This is a genomic window from Amycolatopsis sp. SB7-3, from assembly GCF_041021335.1.
GTDB lineage: Bacteria > Actinomycetota > Actinomycetes > Mycobacteriales > Pseudonocardiaceae > Amycolatopsis > Amycolatopsis japonica.
In genome coordinates, this window is record NZ_JBFPJQ010000004.1 from 559,056 (window position 1) to 578,347 (window position 19,292).

General features: G+C 69.8%; 17 protein-coding genes. 6 read left to right on the plus strand and 11 right to left on the minus strand.

The annotated features are described in order from the left end of the window. The first annotated feature begins 102 nt into the window (after nucleotides 1-102). Both AB8M46_RS30215 and AB8M46_RS30220 read left to right on the plus strand, forming a co-directional pair. Nucleotides 103-909, plus strand: coding sequence for a hypothetical protein (locus AB8M46_RS30215; protein ID WP_394362406.1), 807 nt, complete (start codon nucleotides 103-105; stop codon nucleotides 907-909). 125 nt (nucleotides 910-1,034) lie between these two features. Then, the gene (locus tag AB8M46_RS30220; protein ID WP_394362407.1) at nucleotides 1,035-2,648 is read left to right on the plus strand and encodes a succinic semialdehyde dehydrogenase; all 1,614 of its coding nucleotides are present in this window, start codon (nucleotides 1,035-1,037) and stop codon (nucleotides 2,646-2,648) included. Between the two features lie 74 nt (nucleotides 2,649-2,722). Here the strand turns inward: AB8M46_RS30220 and AB8M46_RS30225 are convergent, their stop codons facing one another. From AB8M46_RS30225 to AB8M46_RS30260, 8 genes are all read right to left on the minus strand, one after another. Next, nucleotides 2,723-5,749: a helix-turn-helix transcriptional regulator gene (locus tag AB8M46_RS30225; RefSeq protein WP_394362408.1), complete on the minus strand. Its 3,027-nt coding sequence runs from the start codon at nucleotides 5,747-5,749 to the stop codon at nucleotides 2,723-2,725. A 63-nt stretch (nucleotides 5,750-5,812) separates the two neighbouring features. Continuing rightward, nucleotides 5,813-6,025 carry a hypothetical protein gene (locus tag AB8M46_RS30230; protein ID WP_394362409.1) on the minus strand — a complete coding sequence of 71 codons (213 nt, stop codon included), beginning with the start codon at nucleotides 6,023-6,025 and terminating at the stop codon, nucleotides 5,813-5,815. 162 nt (nucleotides 6,026-6,187) lie between these two features. After that, nucleotides 6,188-6,397, minus strand: a complete 210-nt coding sequence (locus tag AB8M46_RS30235; RefSeq protein WP_037343401.1) for a DUF397 domain-containing protein — start codon at nucleotides 6,395-6,397, stop codon at nucleotides 6,188-6,190. Beyond that, nucleotides 6,394-7,296 (minus strand): helix-turn-helix transcriptional regulator, encoded by a 903-nt coding sequence (locus AB8M46_RS30240; RefSeq protein WP_037343399.1) that lies wholly within the window; start codon nucleotides 7,294-7,296, stop codon nucleotides 6,394-6,396. Before AB8M46_RS30240 ends, AB8M46_RS30235 begins: the two co-directional genes overlap by 4 nt. Before the next feature lie 442 nt (nucleotides 7,297-7,738). After that, nucleotides 7,739-8,638, minus strand: a complete 900-nt coding sequence (gene tesB, locus AB8M46_RS30245; RefSeq protein ID WP_037343397.1) for an acyl-CoA thioesterase II — start codon at nucleotides 8,636-8,638, stop codon at nucleotides 7,739-7,741. Nucleotides 8,639-8,796: 158 nt separating this feature from the next. Continuing rightward, on the minus strand, nucleotides 8,797-10,221 hold the full coding sequence (gene pyk, locus AB8M46_RS30250) for a pyruvate kinase (RefSeq protein WP_007033718.1): 1,425 nt from the start codon (nucleotides 10,219-10,221) through the stop codon (nucleotides 8,797-8,799). A gap of 109 nt (nucleotides 10,222-10,330) precedes the next feature. After that, the gene (locus tag AB8M46_RS30255) at nucleotides 10,331-10,996 is read right to left on the minus strand and encodes a DUF2461 domain-containing protein (RefSeq protein ID WP_016332804.1); all 666 of its coding nucleotides are present in this window, start codon (nucleotides 10,994-10,996) and stop codon (nucleotides 10,331-10,333) included. A 73-nt stretch (nucleotides 10,997-11,069) separates the two neighbouring features. Next, nucleotides 11,070-12,290, minus strand: a complete 1,221-nt coding sequence (locus AB8M46_RS30260) for a glycoside hydrolase family 18 protein (RefSeq protein WP_394362410.1) — start codon at nucleotides 12,288-12,290, stop codon at nucleotides 11,070-11,072. Between the two features lie 164 nt (nucleotides 12,291-12,454). Between AB8M46_RS30260 and AB8M46_RS30265 the strand changes: the two genes are divergently transcribed. Continuing rightward, a complete protein-coding gene (locus tag AB8M46_RS30265) occupies nucleotides 12,455-12,763 on the plus strand; it encodes a metalloregulator ArsR/SmtB family transcription factor (protein ID WP_037343394.1) in 309 nt (102 codons plus the stop codon). On the opposite strand, the gene AB8M46_RS30270 is transcribed toward AB8M46_RS30265, so the two are convergent. After that, nucleotides 12,757-13,098: a winged helix-turn-helix transcriptional regulator gene (locus tag AB8M46_RS30270; RefSeq protein WP_394362411.1), complete on the minus strand. Its 342-nt coding sequence runs from the start codon at nucleotides 13,096-13,098 to the stop codon at nucleotides 12,757-12,759. The two genes, AB8M46_RS30265 and AB8M46_RS30270, sit on opposite strands and share 7 nt — an antisense overlap. Before the next feature lie 104 nt (nucleotides 13,099-13,202). Here AB8M46_RS30270 and AB8M46_RS30275 point away from each other — a divergent pair, with 104 nt between their 5' ends. Beyond that, a complete protein-coding gene (locus AB8M46_RS30275) occupies nucleotides 13,203-13,673 on the plus strand; it encodes a group II truncated hemoglobin (RefSeq protein ID WP_052120895.1) in 471 nt (156 codons plus the stop codon). 36 nt (nucleotides 13,674-13,709) lie between these two features. Next, on the plus strand, nucleotides 13,710-15,152 hold the full coding sequence (locus AB8M46_RS30280; protein ID WP_037343391.1) for an aromatic amino acid ammonia-lyase: 1,443 nt from the start codon (nucleotides 13,710-13,712) through the stop codon (nucleotides 15,150-15,152). A gap of 75 nt (nucleotides 15,153-15,227) precedes the next feature. Here the strand turns inward: AB8M46_RS30280 and AB8M46_RS30285 are convergent, their stop codons facing one another. Beyond that, complete coding sequence (locus AB8M46_RS30285) at nucleotides 15,228-16,730, minus strand: amidohydrolase family protein (RefSeq protein ID WP_394362412.1); 1,503 nt, start codon at nucleotides 16,728-16,730, stop codon at nucleotides 15,228-15,230. Between the two features lie 134 nt (nucleotides 16,731-16,864). Then, nucleotides 16,865-17,890 carry a 6-phosphofructokinase gene (locus AB8M46_RS30290; protein ID WP_037343389.1) on the minus strand — a complete coding sequence of 342 codons (1,026 nt, stop codon included), beginning with the start codon at nucleotides 17,888-17,890 and terminating at the stop codon, nucleotides 16,865-16,867. 283 nt (nucleotides 17,891-18,173) lie between these two features. Here AB8M46_RS30290 and AB8M46_RS30295 point away from each other — a divergent pair, with 283 nt between their 5' ends. Next, a complete protein-coding gene (locus tag AB8M46_RS30295; RefSeq protein WP_394362413.1) occupies nucleotides 18,174-19,250 on the plus strand; it encodes a 3-deoxy-7-phosphoheptulonate synthase in 1,077 nt (358 codons plus the stop codon). Nucleotides 19,251-19,292 lie beyond the last annotated feature (42 nt).

Consider the following 19,292-nt stretch of genomic DNA (forward strand, 5'->3'; position numbering starts at 1 on the left):
GGCGCGAAAGCGGTTGACCAGAGCACTGGTGACACTTATCTCCTCGGCCGATTCGTGGTGGAATTCCTTGCTGGCCACCAAAAACCGGCGGAGGAGCCGACCATGAGCGCGCCGCAGCAGCAGCCGTACCAACCGACTGGCCCGTTCGGCGCAATCCCTCCCGCCGTCACGCCGCGCCCGCCGTCCGACGCCCGGCTCCCCCGCCTTTTCGCCGCGATGATGGGGGTTTTCGCCGGCCTGCTGGTCCTTCTCGCGACTTTTCTCCCGCAGTCGACGTACGAACAGCTTTCCGAGGGCAAGCCGGTGACGAAGCTCGCCGAAACCGGCTGGACGCGGACCTTCGACATCGAACCTTCGACCGAGGAGAAGGAGTTCTACGACAAGACGCATGTCGCCCGCTACGGCATCCCGCTGTCGGCCGCCGCGCTGACCCTGTTCGCGGGGGCCGCGGTGGGTTTCGCCGCGTACCGGCGGAGTTCGACTTCCATCGCCGCGACGACATCGAGGACGCTGCTGGTCGCCGGCGGAGCGGGGACCGCGATCGGCGTCTGGATGCTCGGCATGGACATCTCGGCGAGCCTCAGCTTCGGACAGGACACCGGCCGCTTCGTCTCGCGTTATGGGACCGGCAGCGGTTTTTGGATCCTGCTCGCGGGCGGGCTCGTGGCGTTGCTCACCATCGGGCTGGCGATCGTGGCCAACCGGCGTGAACCGGCATCGCCCCGGCAGGCCCCTTACCCGGTGGCGTATCCGCCTTACGCGCCCGGCGTCCCCCAGCAGCAGTATCCGCAGCAACAGCAGCCTCAGCCGTACGAGCCGCCGTCTCCCCCGACCCCACCCGCGGGCTCCGCGCTGCAGCAGCAGGACATCCTTCGCCCATCCCCGGACAATCCGCCACGACCCGGATAATATGTGAAACTTATTCATATCAGCGGTGGACAGTCTCCATACCGGCAGTATGCTGTACTCGTCGGTAACACCTGGGCTCTGCGTGGCGCCTCCCCCGGCTCCGCGCGGCATGGAACGGAGACGGCATGACGAGCACGACACCGGCGAGCGCGGGCCACCACACCGAAGGACCGGCCACCATCGGCGACGTCCCCGGCGCCCCGGCCGCGGCCAGGGCGGAACGGCTCGTGCGCCGGGTCGTGGGCGGTGCGGATTCCGCGCCGGTCCAGATGCGCGCGCCCTTCACCGGGCAGCCGATCGCGACGCTGCCCCAGGCCACCGACGCCGACGTCCGCGCCGTGTTCGACCAGGCGCGGGAGGCTCAGCGCGCGTGGGCCGAGCGGCCGGTCGAAGACCGCCAGCGCATCCTGATCCGCCTGCACGACCTGGTCCTGAAGCGCCAGGAAGAGGCGCTCGACCTCGTGCAGATCGAGGCGGGCAAAGCCCGGATGGACGCCTTCGACGAGGTCAGCGCCACCGCGCTCGTGGCCGCCTACTACGGCAAGCACAGCGCGAAGTTCCTTTCGCCGCGCCGCGCCGCCGGGTTGATCCCGGTGCTGACGAAGGTCGGCGAGATCCGGCATCCCAAGGGTGTCGTCGGGATCATCTCGCCGTGGAACTACCCGCTCGCGCTGACCGCGATGGACGTCCTGCCCGCGCTCGCGGCGGGCAACGCCGTCGTGCAGAAGCCGGACAACCAGACCGCGCTTTCGGCGCTGTGGCTGCAGGAGGTCGCCGAGGAGGCCGGGCTGCCCGCCGGGGTCTGGCAGATCGTGCTCGGCCGGGGTTCGCAGATCGGCGACGCCCTGGTCGAGGAATCCGACTACCTGTGCTTCACCGGATCCACGCCCACGGGCAAGGGACTCGCCGCGAAGGTGGCGGAGAGGCTGACGAGCTACTCGCTGGAGCTCGGCGGCAAGAACCCGATGATCGTGCTGCCCGACGCGGACATCGCCAAGACCGCCACGGGCGCGGTGACCGCGTGCTTCTCCTCCGCGGGGCAGCTGTGCGTCTCGGTCGAGCGCATCTACGTCCACGAGTCGATCCGCGAGGAGTTCACCCGCGCCTTCGTCGCCAAGACCGCCGCGCTGCGGCTGGGTGGCGCCCTGGATTACCAGGCGCAGATGGGATCCCTGACCTCCGAGGCCCAGCTGGAGACGGTGTCGGCGCACGTCGAGGACGCCCGGTCCAAGGGCGCGAAGGTGCTCACCGGCGGCAAGGCCCGGCCCGACCTGGGCCCGCTGTTCTACGAGCCGACCGTGCTCACCGACGTCACCGAGGACGTCAAGCTGTTCGCCGAGGAGACCTTCGGGCCGGTCGTGTCGATCTACGGCTACACCGACGTCACCGACGCGATCGAACGTGCCAACGACACGAAGTTCGGGCTGAACGCGAGCGTCTGGTCGCGCAACGGCCGGGCGGGCTGGGAGGTCGCGGCGCGGCTGAAGGCCGGGACCGTCAACGTCAACGAAGGCTTCGCGGCGACTTTCGGGACCGTGGGCCTGCCGATGGGCGGGATGAAGGAGTCCGGTGTCGGACGGCGCAACGGCGCCGAAGGGCTGCTCAAGTACACCGAGGCCCAGGCCATCGCGGTGCAGCGCGGGATGCCGCTGCGCCCCGGCAAGGGAATCCCGCCGAAGCTGTGGGTGCGAGCCCTCAGCACGAGCCTGAAGGCCCTCCGCCGCCTCCCCCGGCGCTGACCCCCTCCCGCGTTTCGTCCTCTGAATGCGGTACTTGCCACACGCAAGGATCGCGTTCAGAGGACGAAACGCGGCTAGGAGGAAGACGTGGGGGCCGCCAGAAGGCCTCGGTCGTAGGCGATCGCGACGGCCTCGGCCCGGCGGCTCGCGCCGAGTTTCGCCATCACGCGCGAGAGGTGGACGCTCACCGTCTTCTCGCTGATGTACAGCTCTTCGCCGACCTGCCGGTTGGTCCGGCCGAGCGCGACGCGCTCCAGCACGTCCCGTTCCCGATCGGTCAGCGGGTCCACGACGTCACGACGCGGCGCCACGGCCTCTCCGGGAAGCTCGACACGCGCCCGGTGGCTGAGCTCCCGGACGGCTTCACGCAGCGGGCAGGCGCCCAGCCGGTCGGCCACCGCGTGCGCGGCCAGCAGCTCCGACGCGGCGAGCGCGGTGTCGCCGTCCGAGGCCAGCAGGGATTTCGCGTGCTGCAGACGGCACATCGCCTGCTCGTACACCGCGCCGTACCCGAACGCCTCGACCGCCTTCGCCCACAACGCCGGATCCCCCGCGCCGCGCAGGCAGGCGCCGAGCGCCTCCAGCCGGGCGAGCCACGCCAGCGCCTCCGGGCCGAGCGACACCGAACGCGGGATGCCGTGTTCGGCGCAGTGGCGCCCGTGGGCGAGCAGCCTCTCGCCGGCTTCCACCGCGGCCTCGGCCGTCGCCAGATCGCCGCGCACTCGCGCTTCGGCGGCCTGGGCGACGGCCGCCGCGAGACCGTGCACGCTGATCCGGATCCCGCCGAGCACCGCGGGTTCGACCTCTTCGAGCCAGTCGATCAGTTCCCGCGCCTGCCGCACCGCGCCCGCGTAGTCCTTCCGCCACGACGCGAGCTGGATGGCGGCGTCGGCCGACGCGAGCGCGATCGAGTAGTCCGCGCTCCAATGCTGACGGAGGCTCGGCAGGATCTTGTCCGCGTCCGCGAACCGGCCCCGTCCGACCACGAACTGCGCCCAGATCCCCAGGAACCGTCCGGCGACGACACTCGACACCCCGCGGCCCGCGCGGCCGGCGTCGTCGTCTTCCGGCCAATCCCCGCTGACGTACCGCAGCGTGAGGTGTTTGGTCCGCAGCTCGATGCCGAACGAGCTCCAGGTCAGCCCGGTCTCCTTGGCCCGCTGGATGCCCTTGGCGTAGTACTTCAGCGCGGACCGGATCTCGGCGCGGTCGTCGTAGCTCAGCCCGAGGAAGTGCAGCGCCCGCAGCTCGCCGTTGAGCGCGCCGGAATCCCTGGCCTTCCGCTCGGCCTCGCGCAGCCGCTCCCGCGCGAGCTCGACGTCGCCCGCCGAATCGGCCAGCGTCCCGAGCGAGACCAGCGCCGCCGCCTCCGCCCCGCCCGCGCCGACGGCCCTGGCGTCGGCGACCGCGGCCAGCGCGCACCGCAGCGCCTCGTCGTGCCTGTCGATCAGCCGCAGGATCCCGGCGCGGGTGGCGAGCACCCAGGCCCGCGCGGCGCTCGCCTCGGTGTGTTCGACCAGCTCCCAGGCCTTGTCGATCGCCACGACGACCTCGTCGAGCGTGCCGTCGACCGAAAGCAGCGCCTCCGCGTGCCGTCGCCAGACCTTGGCGGCCCGTTCGTTGCCGGTGTCCGGGCCGAGGGCCTCGGTCGCGGACCGCGAATAGGCGACCGCGCGCTCCGGCTCCCCCGACGTGCTCGCGAAATACGACGCCTCGTGCAGGAGGCGGAGCTCGTCGACGTCCGACGGGCGGTCCGCCGCGGGCACGGCGTCCCAAATGGACAGTGCCTGCTCGACGTGCCGCAACGCGGAACCGGGTGCGCCCAGCTTCTCCGCCTCGTCCATCGCGCGCAGCAACGCGGCCAGCGCGGAGACGAAGTCCTTGCTCTCCAGGCTGTGGTGCGCGAGCCGCGCGTGCTGGCCCCGGCCCTGGGTCCGGTTCCGGATACGGGCCGCGTACGCCGCGTGCATCCGCACCCGTTCGCCCGGCAGCAGGTCGCCGTAGACCGCTTCCTGCAGAAGCGCGTGGCGGAAGGTGTAGAAACCGTTTTCGATCACCAAAACGTGATGCTGCACGGCCTCGCGCAGCGCCTCGTCGAGTTCGAGCTCGTCCAGCCCGGAGATCTCGGCGAGCGCGGCGTGCGCCACCGAATCCTTGGCGACCGAGACCACGCGCAGCACCCGGCGCGTGATCTGGGAAAGCTGTTCCACCCTGGCGAGGAGCACTTCGGCCAGCCCGGCGGGGAGTTCGCGGCAGTCCTTCGCGGACGCGAGCAGCTCCTCGACGAAGAACGGATTGCCCTCGGAGCGGGAGACGATGTCGGCGATCATGTCCTGGCCGATCGGCTCGTCGGCCAAGGCCTCGACGAAGGCGCGCGCATCCTCGGCGCCGAACGGCTTGACCTCGACGCGTTCGACCGCGCCCAGCCGGACCACCTCGGACAGCAGCGCGCGGAGCGGATGCCGCCGGTGGACGTCCTCCTCGCGATAGCTCGCCACCACCAGCAGCCGCTGGGTGCGCAGCCTCGTCAAGAGGAAGGACAGCAGGTTCCGGGTGGAGCCGTCGGCCCAGTGCAGATCCTCCAGGAGGATCACCACGGGCCGGCGCTGAGCGATGACGGTCAGCACCCCCAGTACCGCGTCGAACAGCTGGAGCTGGCCGAGGTCCTGCTCGGGACCGAGCCGTTGCGTCGACACCCGTTCGCTCGCGGTGAGCTGACCGTCTTCGATGGCGGGGTAGTCCTCCGCCTGCTGCATCTGCGGGAGCAGCCTGCCCAGCGCCGGCCGGGCCCGGACCGCGGCGGTGACCGCGGGATCGGAAGTCGTCGCCAGCGGCGCCAGCGCCTCGGCGAACGGAAGATAAGGAAGACCGCCCTCATGGACGTCGATACAGCGCCCGGTGAGCACCAGGGCGCCCGCGCCCGCGGCGTACTCGCCGAGCGCGGTCAGCAGGCGGGTCTTGCCGACGCCGGCGTCACCGGAGAGCAGCACCGCGCCGGCCTCGGCCCGTTCTGCACGGGCGAAGGCGGCGCGGAGCTGCCGCATCTCCTGTGTGCGGGCGACGATCGGGATTCCGGAGCCAAGACGGGGCACGAGGTGCATTCTTGCCTACCGGACCGACAACTTCGCCTGTGTTTTCGCCGAGAGCTTCATCGCACTCGACCTCTACCGGGTGATGTCGCCGCTGCGGGCGGGCACCTGCCGGACCTCGCGGCGCTCCTGGGCCGGCACCTGGACTTCGGCGCGGTGCGCGCGGATCCGCTTGCTCGCCCGGCGGGCCCGCTCGACCCACATGCTGCGGCCCGCTCGCTGCAGCGCCTCCCTCCGGTATTCGACCTCGGCCAGTACGCCGGTGAGGAGGGCGTCGTTCGTGTTCATCTTTTCCCCTTAGGAACTCACTGCCTTGTTGGTAGTGACGAGATTCGTCCTGAGGGGTGCCCTGAGGCATCGGGTGATCACCTACACCCGGACGTGATTCGACCCCTTACGCCGGCCCATCCCCTGCTCGGGGGGGGCGTAAGGGGTCGAGTTCGAGGGTGTTTAGCCGTGATCCGGGCCACTCGTGCGCACCGCGCCGAGCAGCCCGCGCCAAGCCTGCGGCGAGAGGCGGAAGGCACCTCCCTCGGGGTCCTTGGAGTCCCTCAGCGCGGCACCGTCACCGGTGAAGGCGACCTCGACACAGTCGTTGCCGCCACCGCTGTGGCTGCTCTTGAACCACCGGGCCTGGGAAAGGTCATCGTTGGGCGTCATGCTCCCCACTCCTTACTTGTTTCCAGGGACTTCTCCGGAAGGGCCGCCTGTTCGGCGAACCTCCCGGCGGCCTCGGCGATCACCTCGACCGAGTCGTCCGGCTTCAACGCGGCGGCGCGGAGATGGTCGAACATCAACGCGTATCGCCGGACGTCCGGGGGTTCCTCCAGGTAGAGCCCGCTGGAGGTGCTGTCGACGTAGACCACGTCGGTGTCGGCCAGTTCGGGGAAGCCCATGATGAGGAACGGACCCTCCATCCCGGGATGGGCACCCGCGCCGAACGGCACGATCTGGACGGTGACGTTCGGCTGGGCAGCCATCGCGACCATCCGGTACAGCTGTTCCGCCATCACCTCGGGCCCGTCGACCACACGGTGCAGGACCGCTTCGTCGATGACGGCCCAGTACTCCGGGGGCGAGGGATCGGTCAGCAGCTCCTGCCGCGCCATCCTCGCCGCGACCCGGCGCCTGATCTCGGCGTCCTCGGCGTCGGGCCGCATCGCCCTGATCACGGCCTTGGCGTAGCGCTCGGTCTGCAGCAGGCCCGGCACCAGCAGCGCCTGGAACGCGCGCAGCGAACTCGCGTCCGCCTCCAGGCCGACGAAGGTGCCGGTGAACACCTCGTTGTACGCGTGCCACCAGCCGCGTTTGCGGGCCTCCCTGGCCAGCTGGACGAGCGCCTCCTGCTCGTCACCGGCGATGCCGTACAGCTCGAGCATGTCGCGCGCGTCGCGCGGGGTGACGCCGACATGCCCCGTCTCGATCCGGCTGACCTTCGACGCCGAGCATTCGAGCTTCTCGCTCACCTCGTCGATGGTGAGGTCGGCCGCCTCGCGCAACCGCCTCAGTTCGCTCGCCAGTCTCCGGCGGCGCACGGTGGGTCCCTGACCCCTCGTCATCACGGCACCTCCACAAGCTGTCCGAGCAACACCGATCGCGACACGGCGAGGAGAACAGTGTTCGACAACCCCGCACGAAGCACATCTAACCAGCCCGAGACACATTCGGTGAGATGGTCACAGACCATTTTCACCCACGCGTCGATTTTCATCCTGCAAATTGCAGATTGCCGTTGTAGGTTGAGCATTGTGCAACGCGGTACGCCCGCCCTCACCGGCGGCAGCGGATCCGCTCGCGGCACGGGCGCGGGGCCGCGAGCTGCACCGATGGGCTTTCGGAAGGATACCCGTCGAAGCCGGATTCACCCCCGGTGCAGGGCCGGAGCCGTCCCCCGATCGGTTCCGGCCCTCCCTTTAATTCGTAATGCTCTGGCTCCAGATGTTAATGCGTTTCGCCATTCCCTCTAAAGGGTGGACAAGGCCCGCTACCGACTGCGGAACGTCACACGACTCGGAGAAGACCTTCCTGCACGACGGTCGCGATATGCGTTCCGTCCTCGGCGAAGAACCGGCCGGTCGCCAGGCCCCGGGCCCCCGACGCCGTCGGCGACGCGCTGTCGTAGAGGAACCACTCGTCGGCCCGGAACGGGCGGTGGAACCAGAGCGCGTGGTCGAGGCTCGCGCCGAGCACCTTGTCGAGATCCCAGTAGACGCCGTGGCGCGCGAGGACCGAGTCCAAGAGCGTCATGTCGGAGGCGTAGGTCAGGACGCAGACGTGCAGCAGCTGCTCGTCCGGGAGTTTGCCGTCGGCCCGCATCCAGACCTGGTTCCTGGCGGGCCGGTCGCCCGTCTTCCTGGTCACCCACGGCGGATCGTTGACGTAGCGCAGGTCGATCGGACGCGGCCGGTCGAGATGGCCCATGAAGTACCCCTCGGCCCGTTCCTGCAGCGTCGGGAGCGATTCGGGGGACGGGACGTCCGGCATGGCCTCGGAGTGCTCGATACCGCCCTCGTCCTTCTGGAACGAGGCCGACAGGGAGAAGATCGCCTTGCCGTGCTGGATCCCCACGACGCGGCGGGTGGTGAACGAGCGGCCGTCGCGGATGCGGTCGACCTCGTAGACGATCGGGACACTCGGGTCGCCGCCGCGGATGAAATACGCGTGCAGCGAGTGGACCTTCCGCTCCTCGGGGACCGTGCGGCCGGCGGCGACCAGCGCCTGCCCCGCGACCTGGCCGCCGAACACCCGCACCGGCGAGTGGGCGGGCGAGACGCCGCGGAAGATGTTCTCTTCGATCTTCTCCAAGTCAAGCAACGCGACCAGCCGGTCGAGCACGGGCTGTCCGCCCACCCCGCCGGCGTTGTCGAAACCGGCCGCGGCTTCCCTGGCCATCTCAGTCATGACCTGAACTTTAGGCCGTAAGGGTGCCGGGAGCCCCGGTGAGGCGGGACGTTTGTCGCGAAGGCCACCTTCGGGACACCTGGGACGCTAGGAACGGTCCTTTCCTTGCGAAATTTGCCAGGAAAGGACCGTTCATAGCGTTGGCAGCGGTAGCGCGGTCAGGCGTGGTCGTCCTCGCCCAGCCGGTGCACCCGGATGAGGTTGGTCGACCCGACGGTCCCGGGCGGCGAACCGGCCACGATGACCACCAGGTCACCCTTGGCGTACTTGCCCATTTCGAGCATCGCGTGGTCGACCTGCTGGATCATCTGGTCGGTCGAGCCCACCTTCGGCACGATCCGCGTCGTGGTGCCCCACGTCATCGCGAGCTGGCTGCGGACGCTCTCCTCCGGCGTGAACGCCAGCAGCGGCAGCCGCGTGTGCAGCCGCGCGAGCCGCCGGACGGTGTCACCGGACTGGGTGAAGGCGACCAGGGCCTTGGCGTTCAGCCGCTCCCCGATGTCACGGGCCGCGTAGGAGATGACGCCGCGCTTGGTGCGCGGGACGTGTGACAGCGGCGGCACGACCGGCGAGTCGGTCTCGACGGCTTCGATGATCCGGCCCATGGTCTTGACCACGTCGATGGCGTAGCGGCCGACGCTGGTCTCACCCGAGAGCATGAGCGCGTCCGCGCCGTCGAGCACCGCGTTCGCGACGTCCGAGGCCTCGGCGCGGGTCGGGCGGGAGCTGTTGATCATCGATTCGAGCATCTGCGTCGCGACGATGACCGGCTTCGCGTTCTCGCGGGCGATCTGGATGGTGCGCTTCTGCACCAGCGGGACCTGCTCCAGCGGGAGTTCGACGCCGAGGTCGCCGCGCGCGATCATCACCGCGTCGAAGGCGAGCACGATGGCTTCGAGGTTGTAGACCGCTTCGGGCTTCTCGATCTTCGCGACCACCGGGAGGCGGCCCTTGCCGACGCGGTCCATCACCTGGTGGACCAGGTCGATGTCGGCGGGCGAGCGGACGAACGACAGCGCGATGAAGTCCACACCGAGTTCCAGCGCGAACTCGAGATCCTCGATGTCCTTTTCGGACAGCGCCGGTACGGAGACGTCCATACCCGGCAGGGAAACGCCCTTGTTGTTGCTGACGGGGCCGCCTTCGGTGACCTCGCAGACGACGTCCGGGCCCTCGACCTGCTTGACCACGAGGCCGACCTTGCCGTCGTCCACGAGGAGACGGTCGCCGGGCTTCGCGTCGTCGGCGAGCCCCTTGTAAGTGGTCGAGACGCGGTCGTGCGTGCCCGCGACGTCCTCGACGGTGATGCGCACGATGTCGCCGTTGTGCCACTCGACCGGCCCGCCCGCGAAGGTGCCGAGACGGATCTTCGGCCCCTGGAGGTCGGCGAGGATGCCCACCGCGCGGCCCGATTCGGCGGCGGCGGTGCGGATGAGGTCGTAGACCTGCTTGTGGTCGCTGTGCGTCCCGTGGCTGAAGTTCATCCTCGCGACGTCCATCCCGGCGTCGACGAGTTGCCGCATCTTCTCCGGCGTAGCGGTCGCGGGGCCCAGGGTACAAACGATCTTCGCGCGTCGGCTCACGTTCGCACAGCGTAGTCCCTCATCGTGGCTACGTCTGTACCGATACCGAAAGTTCAAGAAAAGTGTCAGTTGACCTGGGCGCCGATAACCACCGAACCAGGTTCGATGGTTATCGGCGCGGCTTCTCGCTCGGCCCGACGCGGTCCCGTGCCCATTCGTTGAACGCGCGGACCTGCCGCCACGCCTTGCGCACCCGGTCGAGGGCGCCGCGTTCGTGCAGGACGTCGTCCGGCTCCCAGCCGCGGACCGCGTACACGGAGCGATACTTCAGCAGGTCGATGCGGGGATGATCCTCGGCGAAGCCGCGCGGCTTCGACTTGAGCCTGTCCCCCTTGATCTCCCAGCCCGCTTTCTCCAGCTTCGCGAGGATCTTGGCGAGCTCGGCGCCCCGCAGTTCCGTGTCGACGGCCTTGCGGAAGCGGGCGAGCTGATCGGACTCGAAGTGGAAGCAGCCGCCGCCGACGCGCAGCCCGGCGGGGCCGACCTCGACGTAGTACGCGCCGCCGCCGCGACCCTGCTCGATCACCGCGCCGCAGTGGGTCTTGTACGGCGTCTTGTCCTTGGCGAACCGGACGTCGCGGTACGGGCGGAAGACCTTGCCCTCGCCGAAGCCGTCGCCGAACTCCGGGACGAGTTCGGCGAGCAGCGCCTCCATCGGCGCGCGGACGTCGGCCTTGTAGGTGGCGAGATTCGCGTCCCAATAGGACTTGGAGTTGTCCGCCTCGAGACCGTCGTAGAAGTCGATGGCGTACTCGCCGAAACCCTCGAAACCCATGTGGTGACCGTAATCCTCGGCACCGACAGAAGCGCGTGAAGGGGGCCTTCACGCGCTTCCGTCGGAGAGGGTCTTACTTGGCCAGAGCGGTGATCAGTTCGCCGTCGGTGGTGTCACCGGACAGCTCCCAGAAGAAGGCGCCGCCGAGACCCTGGTTCTTGGCGTAGGTGACCTTGCCGCCGATGGTCGCCGGGGTGTCGTAGCTCCACCAGTCGCTGCCGCATTTGGCGTACGCGGTGCCCGCGACGGTGCCGGTGGGCGGGCAGGTGGTCTTCAGGACCTTGTAGTCCTGGATGCCCGGCTCGGTGCCCGCCGCCGGACCGGTCGCCGTACCGCCCGGGGCCTCCTGGGTGACGCCGGTCCAGCCGCGGCCGTAGAAGCCGATGCCCAGCAGCAGCTTGTTCGCCGGGACACCCTTGGCCTTGAGCTTCTGGATCGCGGCGTCGGAGTGGAAGCCGGCGGTCGGGATGCCCGCGTAGTCGGTCAGCGGCGAGTGCGGGGCCGTCGGGCCCTGCGCGGCCCAGGCGCCGAAGTAGTCGTAGGTCATGACGTTGTACCAGTCGAAGTACTGCGCCGCGCCGCCGTAGTCCGCGGCGTCGATCTTGCCGCCGTCGGTGCCGTCCGCGGTGATCGCGGCGGTGACCAGCTTCGAGCCGAACTTCTCCCGCAGGGCCTGCGCGAGGTTCTTGATCGCGGCCGCGCCGCTGGTGTCACAGGAGAGACCGCAGGCGTTCGGGTACTCCCAGTCGATGTCGATGCCGTCGAAGACGCCGGCCCAGCGCGGGTCGTTGACGAGGTTGTAGCAGGACTCCGCGAACTTGGCGGGGTTCTTGGCGGCCTCGCCGAACCCGCCGGACCAGGTCCAGCCGCCGAACGACCACAGCACCTTGAGATTCGGATACTTGGCCTTGAGCTTCTTCAGCTGGTTGAAGTTCCCGCGCAGCGCGCCGGTGTCCCAGCTGTCGGCGACGCCGTCCACACTGCCGGCCGCGTCGTAGAACTTGCTGGTCGCCGCCTCGGCGTCACCGAGCGCGCAGCCACCGTTCGTCACGTTGCCGAACGAGTAGTTGATATGCGTCAGCTTGCTCGCCGAACCCGACGTGTCGATGTTCTTCACATGGTAGTTCCGCTGGTAGACACCCCATTCGGCGAAGTACCCGAGCACCTTGCCGACCGAGGCCTCCGAGGTTTCCGGTGCGGCCGACGCCTGCTGCGCCGGAGCGACGACGGCCAGCGCGCCGAGCGCGACGGCCGCGGCACCCACGATCGCGGTGAGCCTGAACGAACGGGACATGCGTTCTCCCTTCACGGTCACCGGCGGTGACGAGAGGACTGCGGCGGGACACGCACAAGCTAAGTGGACTAGACCACTCCGTCAATGGTTCAGACCAAGACTTTCGGATGGACATTTTCGAACATTCCTTGACGGAAATATGCCGCGAGGGGCACATTTCCCGGATGATGCAGACTTTCGAGATCCTCGCCGAGCCGCGGCGCAGGACCATCCTCGACCTCTTGCGCGACGGCGAGAAATCGGTCAACGAGCTGGTCGAGGTCCTCGAACTGAGCCAACCGGCCGTATCGAAACACCTGCGTGTCCTACGCGAGGCCGGTCTGGTCTCGGTCCGCGTCGCCGCGCAGCGCCGCTGCTACCGGCTCCGTCCGGAACCGCTCGCGGAGGTCGACGCCTGGCTCGCGCCGTACCGCCGGTTCTGGGAAGGACGTATCGACGCGCTCGAACGGCACCTCGACGACGACAGTCAGTGAATAGGTAACGGCTCGAACGTGATGCCGCGGTCGGCCGCGCGCCGCGTCCCCCAGTCGTAGAGCGCCTGGAGTACGGGGCGTAACCGCTCCCCTTCCTCGCTCAACCGGTACTCGACGTGCGGCACCCGGCCCTCGCGGCTCTCCCGGAGCACGAGGCCGTCCGCCTCCAGTTCGCGCAAATGCTGGGTCAGCATCTTCTCGCTGACACCCGGCATCCGGCGCCGGAGTTCGCCGTACCGGTGCACGCCCTCCTTCAGCTGCGCCAGGATCACCGGTTTCCACTTGCCGCCGAGGACGTCGACCGCGAGTTCGACCGCGCAGTGGTACCGCTTCATCGCCGCTCCCCTTGGCACGCACCGGAAAGTAAGTGGTTGTCCCCGGCGATCCGGGGTGGTTGCCTTGCCGGACCGGAAGATCATCGCCGCTGGGAGGACCTTACGTGACCGGGACGCCGACGTTGTACGAATGGGCAGGCGGGCTGGACGCCCTGCGCGGGCTGACCACCGTCTTCTACGGCCACGTGCTGAAGGACCCGTTGCTGGAGCCGGTCTTCCGCCATATGGATCCCGGCCACCCCGAGCACGTGGCGGTCTGGCTGGCCGAGGTGTTCGGTGGGCCGGAGACCTACAGCGGTGAACACGGCGGGCACCGGCACATGGTCGGACGGCATCTGGGCCGGGCCATCACCGAGGAGCAGCGCCGTCGCTGGGTGAACCTGCTCTTCGACGCCGCCGACGAGGCCGGGCTCCCGGCCGATCCCGAATTCCGCTCCGCGTTCGCCGCGTATGTCGAATGGGGCAGCAGGCTCGCCGTGATGTTCTCCCAGCCCGGCCGCGAGGTCACCGTTCCCGAGCCCATGCCGAAATGGGACTGGGGCAACCGGCCGCCCTGGCAGCCGCCGTCGGACTGAGGCGTCATAGTGGTGCGGTCGTGAAAGGAGGCCGCCGTGATCCGGGTGGACGGCCGGACCCTGCGCTGCGCGGACGTCGTGACCGCCGCGAGCACCGAGGGCCCACTGGGCATCGACGTTTCGATCGCCGCGCTGCGCGGCGCGGAAAGCGCGTGGAAGCTCGCCGAAGAACTGAGCACCCGCAGGATCGTCTACGGCCGCACCACCGGCGTCGGCGCCAACAAGGAGGACCCGGTCGGCGAGGGCGAGTCACCGGATCACGGGCTGCGGCTGCTGCGCAGTCACGCGGGCGGCAGCGGCGACGTCATGTCGCCCGGCCAGACCAGGGCGATGATGCTCATCCGGCTCAACCAGCTGCTGGCCGGGCGCGCGGGGCTCAGCCCCGTGCTGATCGGGGCGCTGGCCGACGCGGTGCGGACCGGAGCGCTGCCGCTCGTGCACCGGCTCGGCGCGATCGGCACCGGCGACCTCGCGCCGCTCGCGGAGACCGCGCTCGCCCTCACCGGCGAACGGCCGTGGCTGACCGGCGGCGTACCCGCGGTACCGGTGCAGGCGGGTGACGCGCTCGCGTTCATGAGCAGCAACGCCGCGACGCTGGCCGAGGCGACCCTCGCGGCGATGCGGCTCGACACGCTGACGCGGGCGAGTCACGTCGTCGCGGCACTGACCTACATCGCGCTCGACGGGAATCCGGAGGCGTACGCGACCCCCGTGCACGAGGCGCGTCCGCACGCCGGGCAGGTCGCGTGCGCGGCGGAGATGCGGCGGCTGCTCGGAATGGAGGGCACCCCCAAACCGGGCAGGCGGATCCAGGACCCGTTCGGGCTCCGCGCTTTCCCGCAGGTGCAGGGGCCCGCGCTGGACGCGATCCACTACCTGCGCGACGTCCTCGCGGTGGAGATCAACGCCAGCACCGAGAATCCGATGATCTCGACGGTGCACCAGGACGCCTATCACCACGCGCATTTCCACACCGCGTACGTCTCGACCGCGCTCGACCAGGTACGCGCGACCGTCCATCAGGTCGCCGAGCTGTCGGTGGCCCGGCTGGGTGATCTGGTGGAACCGGAGTTCACCGGGTTGCGGCCGTTCCTGGCGGCCGGGCCGTCGGGCAGCTCGGGCGTGATGATCCTGGAGTACGTCGCGCACGACGCGCTCACCGAACTGCGGCAGGCCGCGCTGCCGGCGACGCTGGGCACGGCCGTCGTCTCACGCGGGATCGAGGACCACGCGAGCTTCTCGACGCAGGCCGCGCGGGCGGCGACCGCGGCCGGGGCGGCGTATCAGCAGGTGCTGGCGTGCGAACTGGTCGCCGCCGTCCGGGCGCTGCGGATGCGCAAGGCCGACCTCGTCGCCCTGCCTGCGCGCGATGCCTACGAGACCGCCGCGGCCGTGCTCGACCCGAGCGTCGAGGACCGGCCGCTCACCGACGACATCGCGCGCGCCGTGTCCCTTTTGGACACCTTCGCACGCATCTGAAACCCCGCGTTTCGTCCTCTGAATGCGGTAGTTGGCATCACCAACTACCGCATTCAGAGGACGAAACGCGGGAGGTCAACAGCAGCAACCCCGGCGCGCGAGGGAGTGGAGCCGGGCGTTCGTCGGCGTGGGCCGGTTCGCGGCGGCCTCGACGGCGTCGAGCATCCGCCGCCGCTCCGCCCTGCCGAGGACCCGGCCGCGCGTGATCACCGTGTCGATCTTCGCGACGTTGCGGATGTCCGCGGCCGGATCCGCGTCCAGCAGCACGAGGTCCGCCTCCTTCCCCACCGCGACCGTGCCCGACGTCCCTTCCCGGCCGAGGAATCTCGCCGCGTCCCCGGTGACGGTCTTCAGCGCCCGCACCGGCGAAAGCCCAGCCTCGACCAGGAACGCGAGCTCCTCGTGCAGCCCGCTGCCGGGGAACGTGTACGGATTGAGGCAGTCGGTGCCGCCGATGAGCCCGACACCCGCTTCGTGCGCGACGCCGACCAGCCGCAGCGTCTCCCGGTAGTACCGCTCCTGCAGGGCGACGTCCGCCGGGGTCTTCGGCGCGAAACGTTCGATGCCCTTGGCCCAGCTCTCGCGCACGTCCGCGGGTACGTACTTCAGCCGCGGGTCCCGCTGGTGGGTTTCGGCGGGCTGCGTGACGACCCGGTTGATCGTCAGCGTCGGCGAGTGCCAGGTGCCGTTGCACCGCAGCCGCTCGAAGTAGGCCCGCGCCGTACGGCGGTCGTACGTGCTGACCGACTCGAACTCCAGCCGCCGGGCCAGGTTGAAGAAGTCCCGCGGCGCCGCGGGGTCGTAAGGCGTCGACTTCAGCCGGGCCAGGATCTCGTCGCGCCGGGACGAGCAGTGGATGGACACCCCGAAGAAATGCTCCAGGCTGTGCTGCCCGAGGTCGCTCACCTCGAGGTGCGACAGCTTGTACGGCCAATGCCCGGAGAACCGCAGGCCCTGGGCGCGGGCTTCGTCCGCGACCGCGCGCACGACGTCGGGTGCGAGGTAGGAGTAGGTCTTGACGAGCTCGGCGCCCGCGGCCTTCTCGGCGCGGACGGCGGCCCGCGCTTCGGCCTCCGTCGACACCTGGAGCACCGGCGGTCCCAGGAGCGTGACCGGCCCGTCGACGATCCCGCTCGCCAGCACGACACGTGGGCCGAGCAGCTCGCCGCGGTCGATCCTGCCTTTCGTGGCGCGGTTTTCCGCGTAGCCCCACATCTCGCGGACACCCGTGACGCCGTGCGCCAGATGCAGCGGCGGGACGATGTCCTCGAGGTCCGCGCCGTGGGTGTGCATATCCCACAGGCCCGGGATGAGGTACTTGCCACGGCCGTCGATCACCCGCGCGCCACTGGTTTCCGGGACCGGGCCGGAGCCGACCCAGGCGATCCGGTCGCCGACCAGCACGACCGAGACGTCACGCCGGGGCGCCGAACCCGTGCCGTCGATCAGCGTGACGTGGGCGAGGACGACGATCGCGTCCGTTTCCGCGGCGGCCGTACCGGGCAGCAGCCCGGCGAGCGCCGCCCCGGTCCCACCGGCGGCCAGCCACCTCAGGAACTCGCGCCTGCTGGACCCCATGAGCACCGCCGCCCTTCCACCCCGATCCCCCGGGTGGCCGATTCAACTCGCCGCGACGGCGGGGCCGCAAGAAAAGCGAAGGCCCCTTACCCGAGGTCAGCACAAAGTAAGGGGCCTTCTCCTCAAAACAGGGCTCAGCCGAAGAAGACCTCGGCCTCTTCGTAGCGTTCGACCGGGACGGTCTTCAGTTCGGCGGTCGCCTCGGCGAGCTTGACGCGGACGATGTCCGTGCCGCGCAACGCCACCATCACGCCGAAGTCGCCGTCGGCCACGGCGTCGACGGCGTTGAGACCGAACCGGGTGGCGAGCACGCGGTCGTACGCCGTCGGGGTGCCGCCGCGCTGGACGTGCCCGAGCACGACCGCGCGGGACTCCTTGCCGGTGCGGGCGGCGATCTCGTCGGCCAGCCAGGTGCCGATGCCGCCGAGCCGGACGTGCCCGAAGGCGTCCTTCTCCCCGGTCAGCAGCTTCTCCTCGCCGCCTTCGGGCAGCGCGCCCTCGGCGACGACGATGATCGGCGCGAACTCCTTCTCGAAGCGGCGCTCGACCCAGGAGACGACCTGGTCGACGTTGAAGTGCCGCTCCGGCACGAGGATCACGCTCGCGCCGCCGGCGAGGCCCGAGTGCAGCGCGATCCAGCCCGCGTGCCGTCCCATGACCTCGACGACCAGCGCGCGGTGGTGCGACTCGGCCGTGGTGTGCAACCGGTCGATGGCCTCGGTGGCGATCGAGACGGCCGTGTCGAAGCCGAAGGTGTAGTCGGTGGCGCCGAGGTCGTTGTCGATCGTCTTGGGCACCCCGACGACGCCGACGCCGTCGTCCGTGAGCCGCTTCGCGACGCCGAGGGTGTCCTCGCCGCCGATCGCGATCAGCGCGTCGACCTGCTGCTCGGCGAGCACGGCCTTGATCTTGTCGACCCCGCCGTCGACCTTGTACGGGTTGGTGCGCGACGAACGCAGGATCGTGCCGCCGCGGGTGAGGATGTCCTCGACGTCGTTCAGGCCGAGCGGACGGCTGTCCCCGGTGAGGGGACCGTTCCAGCCGTTGCGGAACCCGACGATGTCCCAGCCGTGCACCTCGATGCCCTTGCGCACCACACCGCGGATCACCGCGTTGAGCCCCGGGCAGTCCCCACCGCCGGTCAGCACACCGACACGCATCAGAAGCCTCCGTCTTGTGTTCCGTAGAGATGACAGTCACATGTCCCGACGCCAGCGTAGCGGCAGTTCTCTGGATCGGTGCAGGGCGGACCACCTCGGGAATCGGTACGCGCCGCGGATGTGCTAGCTTGGCCCCGTGCAGCGCTATTTCTGGTTTACGAAGCCGGCCCCGGGTGGGCACGGCGGCGTGAACCTGCGCTGACCACCACCCCGAGCCGGATTTCCCACCGGCTCGGCGAGTTCCCGCGGGTCGGTATCCCTTTCGAAAGGAACCAGACCCGCGATGTCTCCCTCCGCTGACACCCTGATCGCCCTCGACGGGCACCGCACGGCGGCCATCAGCCCGCTGCTGTCGCCCGCGATGCTGCGGCACGAACATCCGATGACGGCGGAAATCGCCGATACCGTCCTAGCCGGGCGGGCCTCGGCCGTCGACATCCTCGACGGCCGGGACGACCGGCTCCTCGTCGTCGTCGGGCCCTGCTCGGTGCACGACGCGGACGCCGCGCTCGACTACGCCCGCCGTCTCGCCGCCAAGGCCGAAGAACACCGCCGCGAACTGCACATCGTCATGCGCGTCTACTTCGAGAAGCCGCGGACCACGCTCGGCTGGAAGGGCCTGATCAACGACCCCGGTCTCGACGGCACCTACGAGGTCAACCACGGTCTCCGGATGGCGCGCAAACTGCTGCTCGACATCTCCGCGCTGGGCCTGCCGGTGGGCTGCGAATTCCTCGACCCGATCACCCCGCAGTTCATCTCCGACACCGTGACCTGGGGTTCCATCGGCGCGCGGACCGCGGCGAGCCAGGTGCACCGGCAGCTGTGCAGCGCGCTGTCGATGCCGGTCGGGATCAAGAACTCGACCGAAGGCGACGTCCAGGTGGCCGTCGACGCGACCCGCGCGGCCGGGGCGAGCCACGTGTTCGCCGGTATCAACCCCGACGGGCTCGCCGCGCTGATCACCACGGCGGGCAACGAGGACTGCCACGTGATCCTGCGCGGCAGTTCGGCCGGCCCGAACTACGACCCCGCGACGGTGGCCGACACCCTGGCGCGGCTGGCGAAGTCGGGACTGCCGGAACGCGTGATCATCGACGCGAGCCACGGCAACAGCGCGAAGGACCACGTGCGGCAGGCTTCGGTCGTGCGCGAACTCGCCGGGCGGATCGGGGCCGGTGAGCGGGGTATCGCGGGGCTGATGCTGGAGAGCTTCCTGGTGGAGGGGCGCCAGGACCTGACGCTGGGGTCGGCCGGTTCGCTGACGTACGGGCAGTCGATCACGGACGCCTGCCTCGGGTGGGAGACGACGGCGGAGCTGCTGGACACCCTCGCCGAGGCCGTCGACTCACGCCGCTGAGCCCCTCGGGGGGGCGCTAGGAACGGTCCTTTCCTCGCAAAT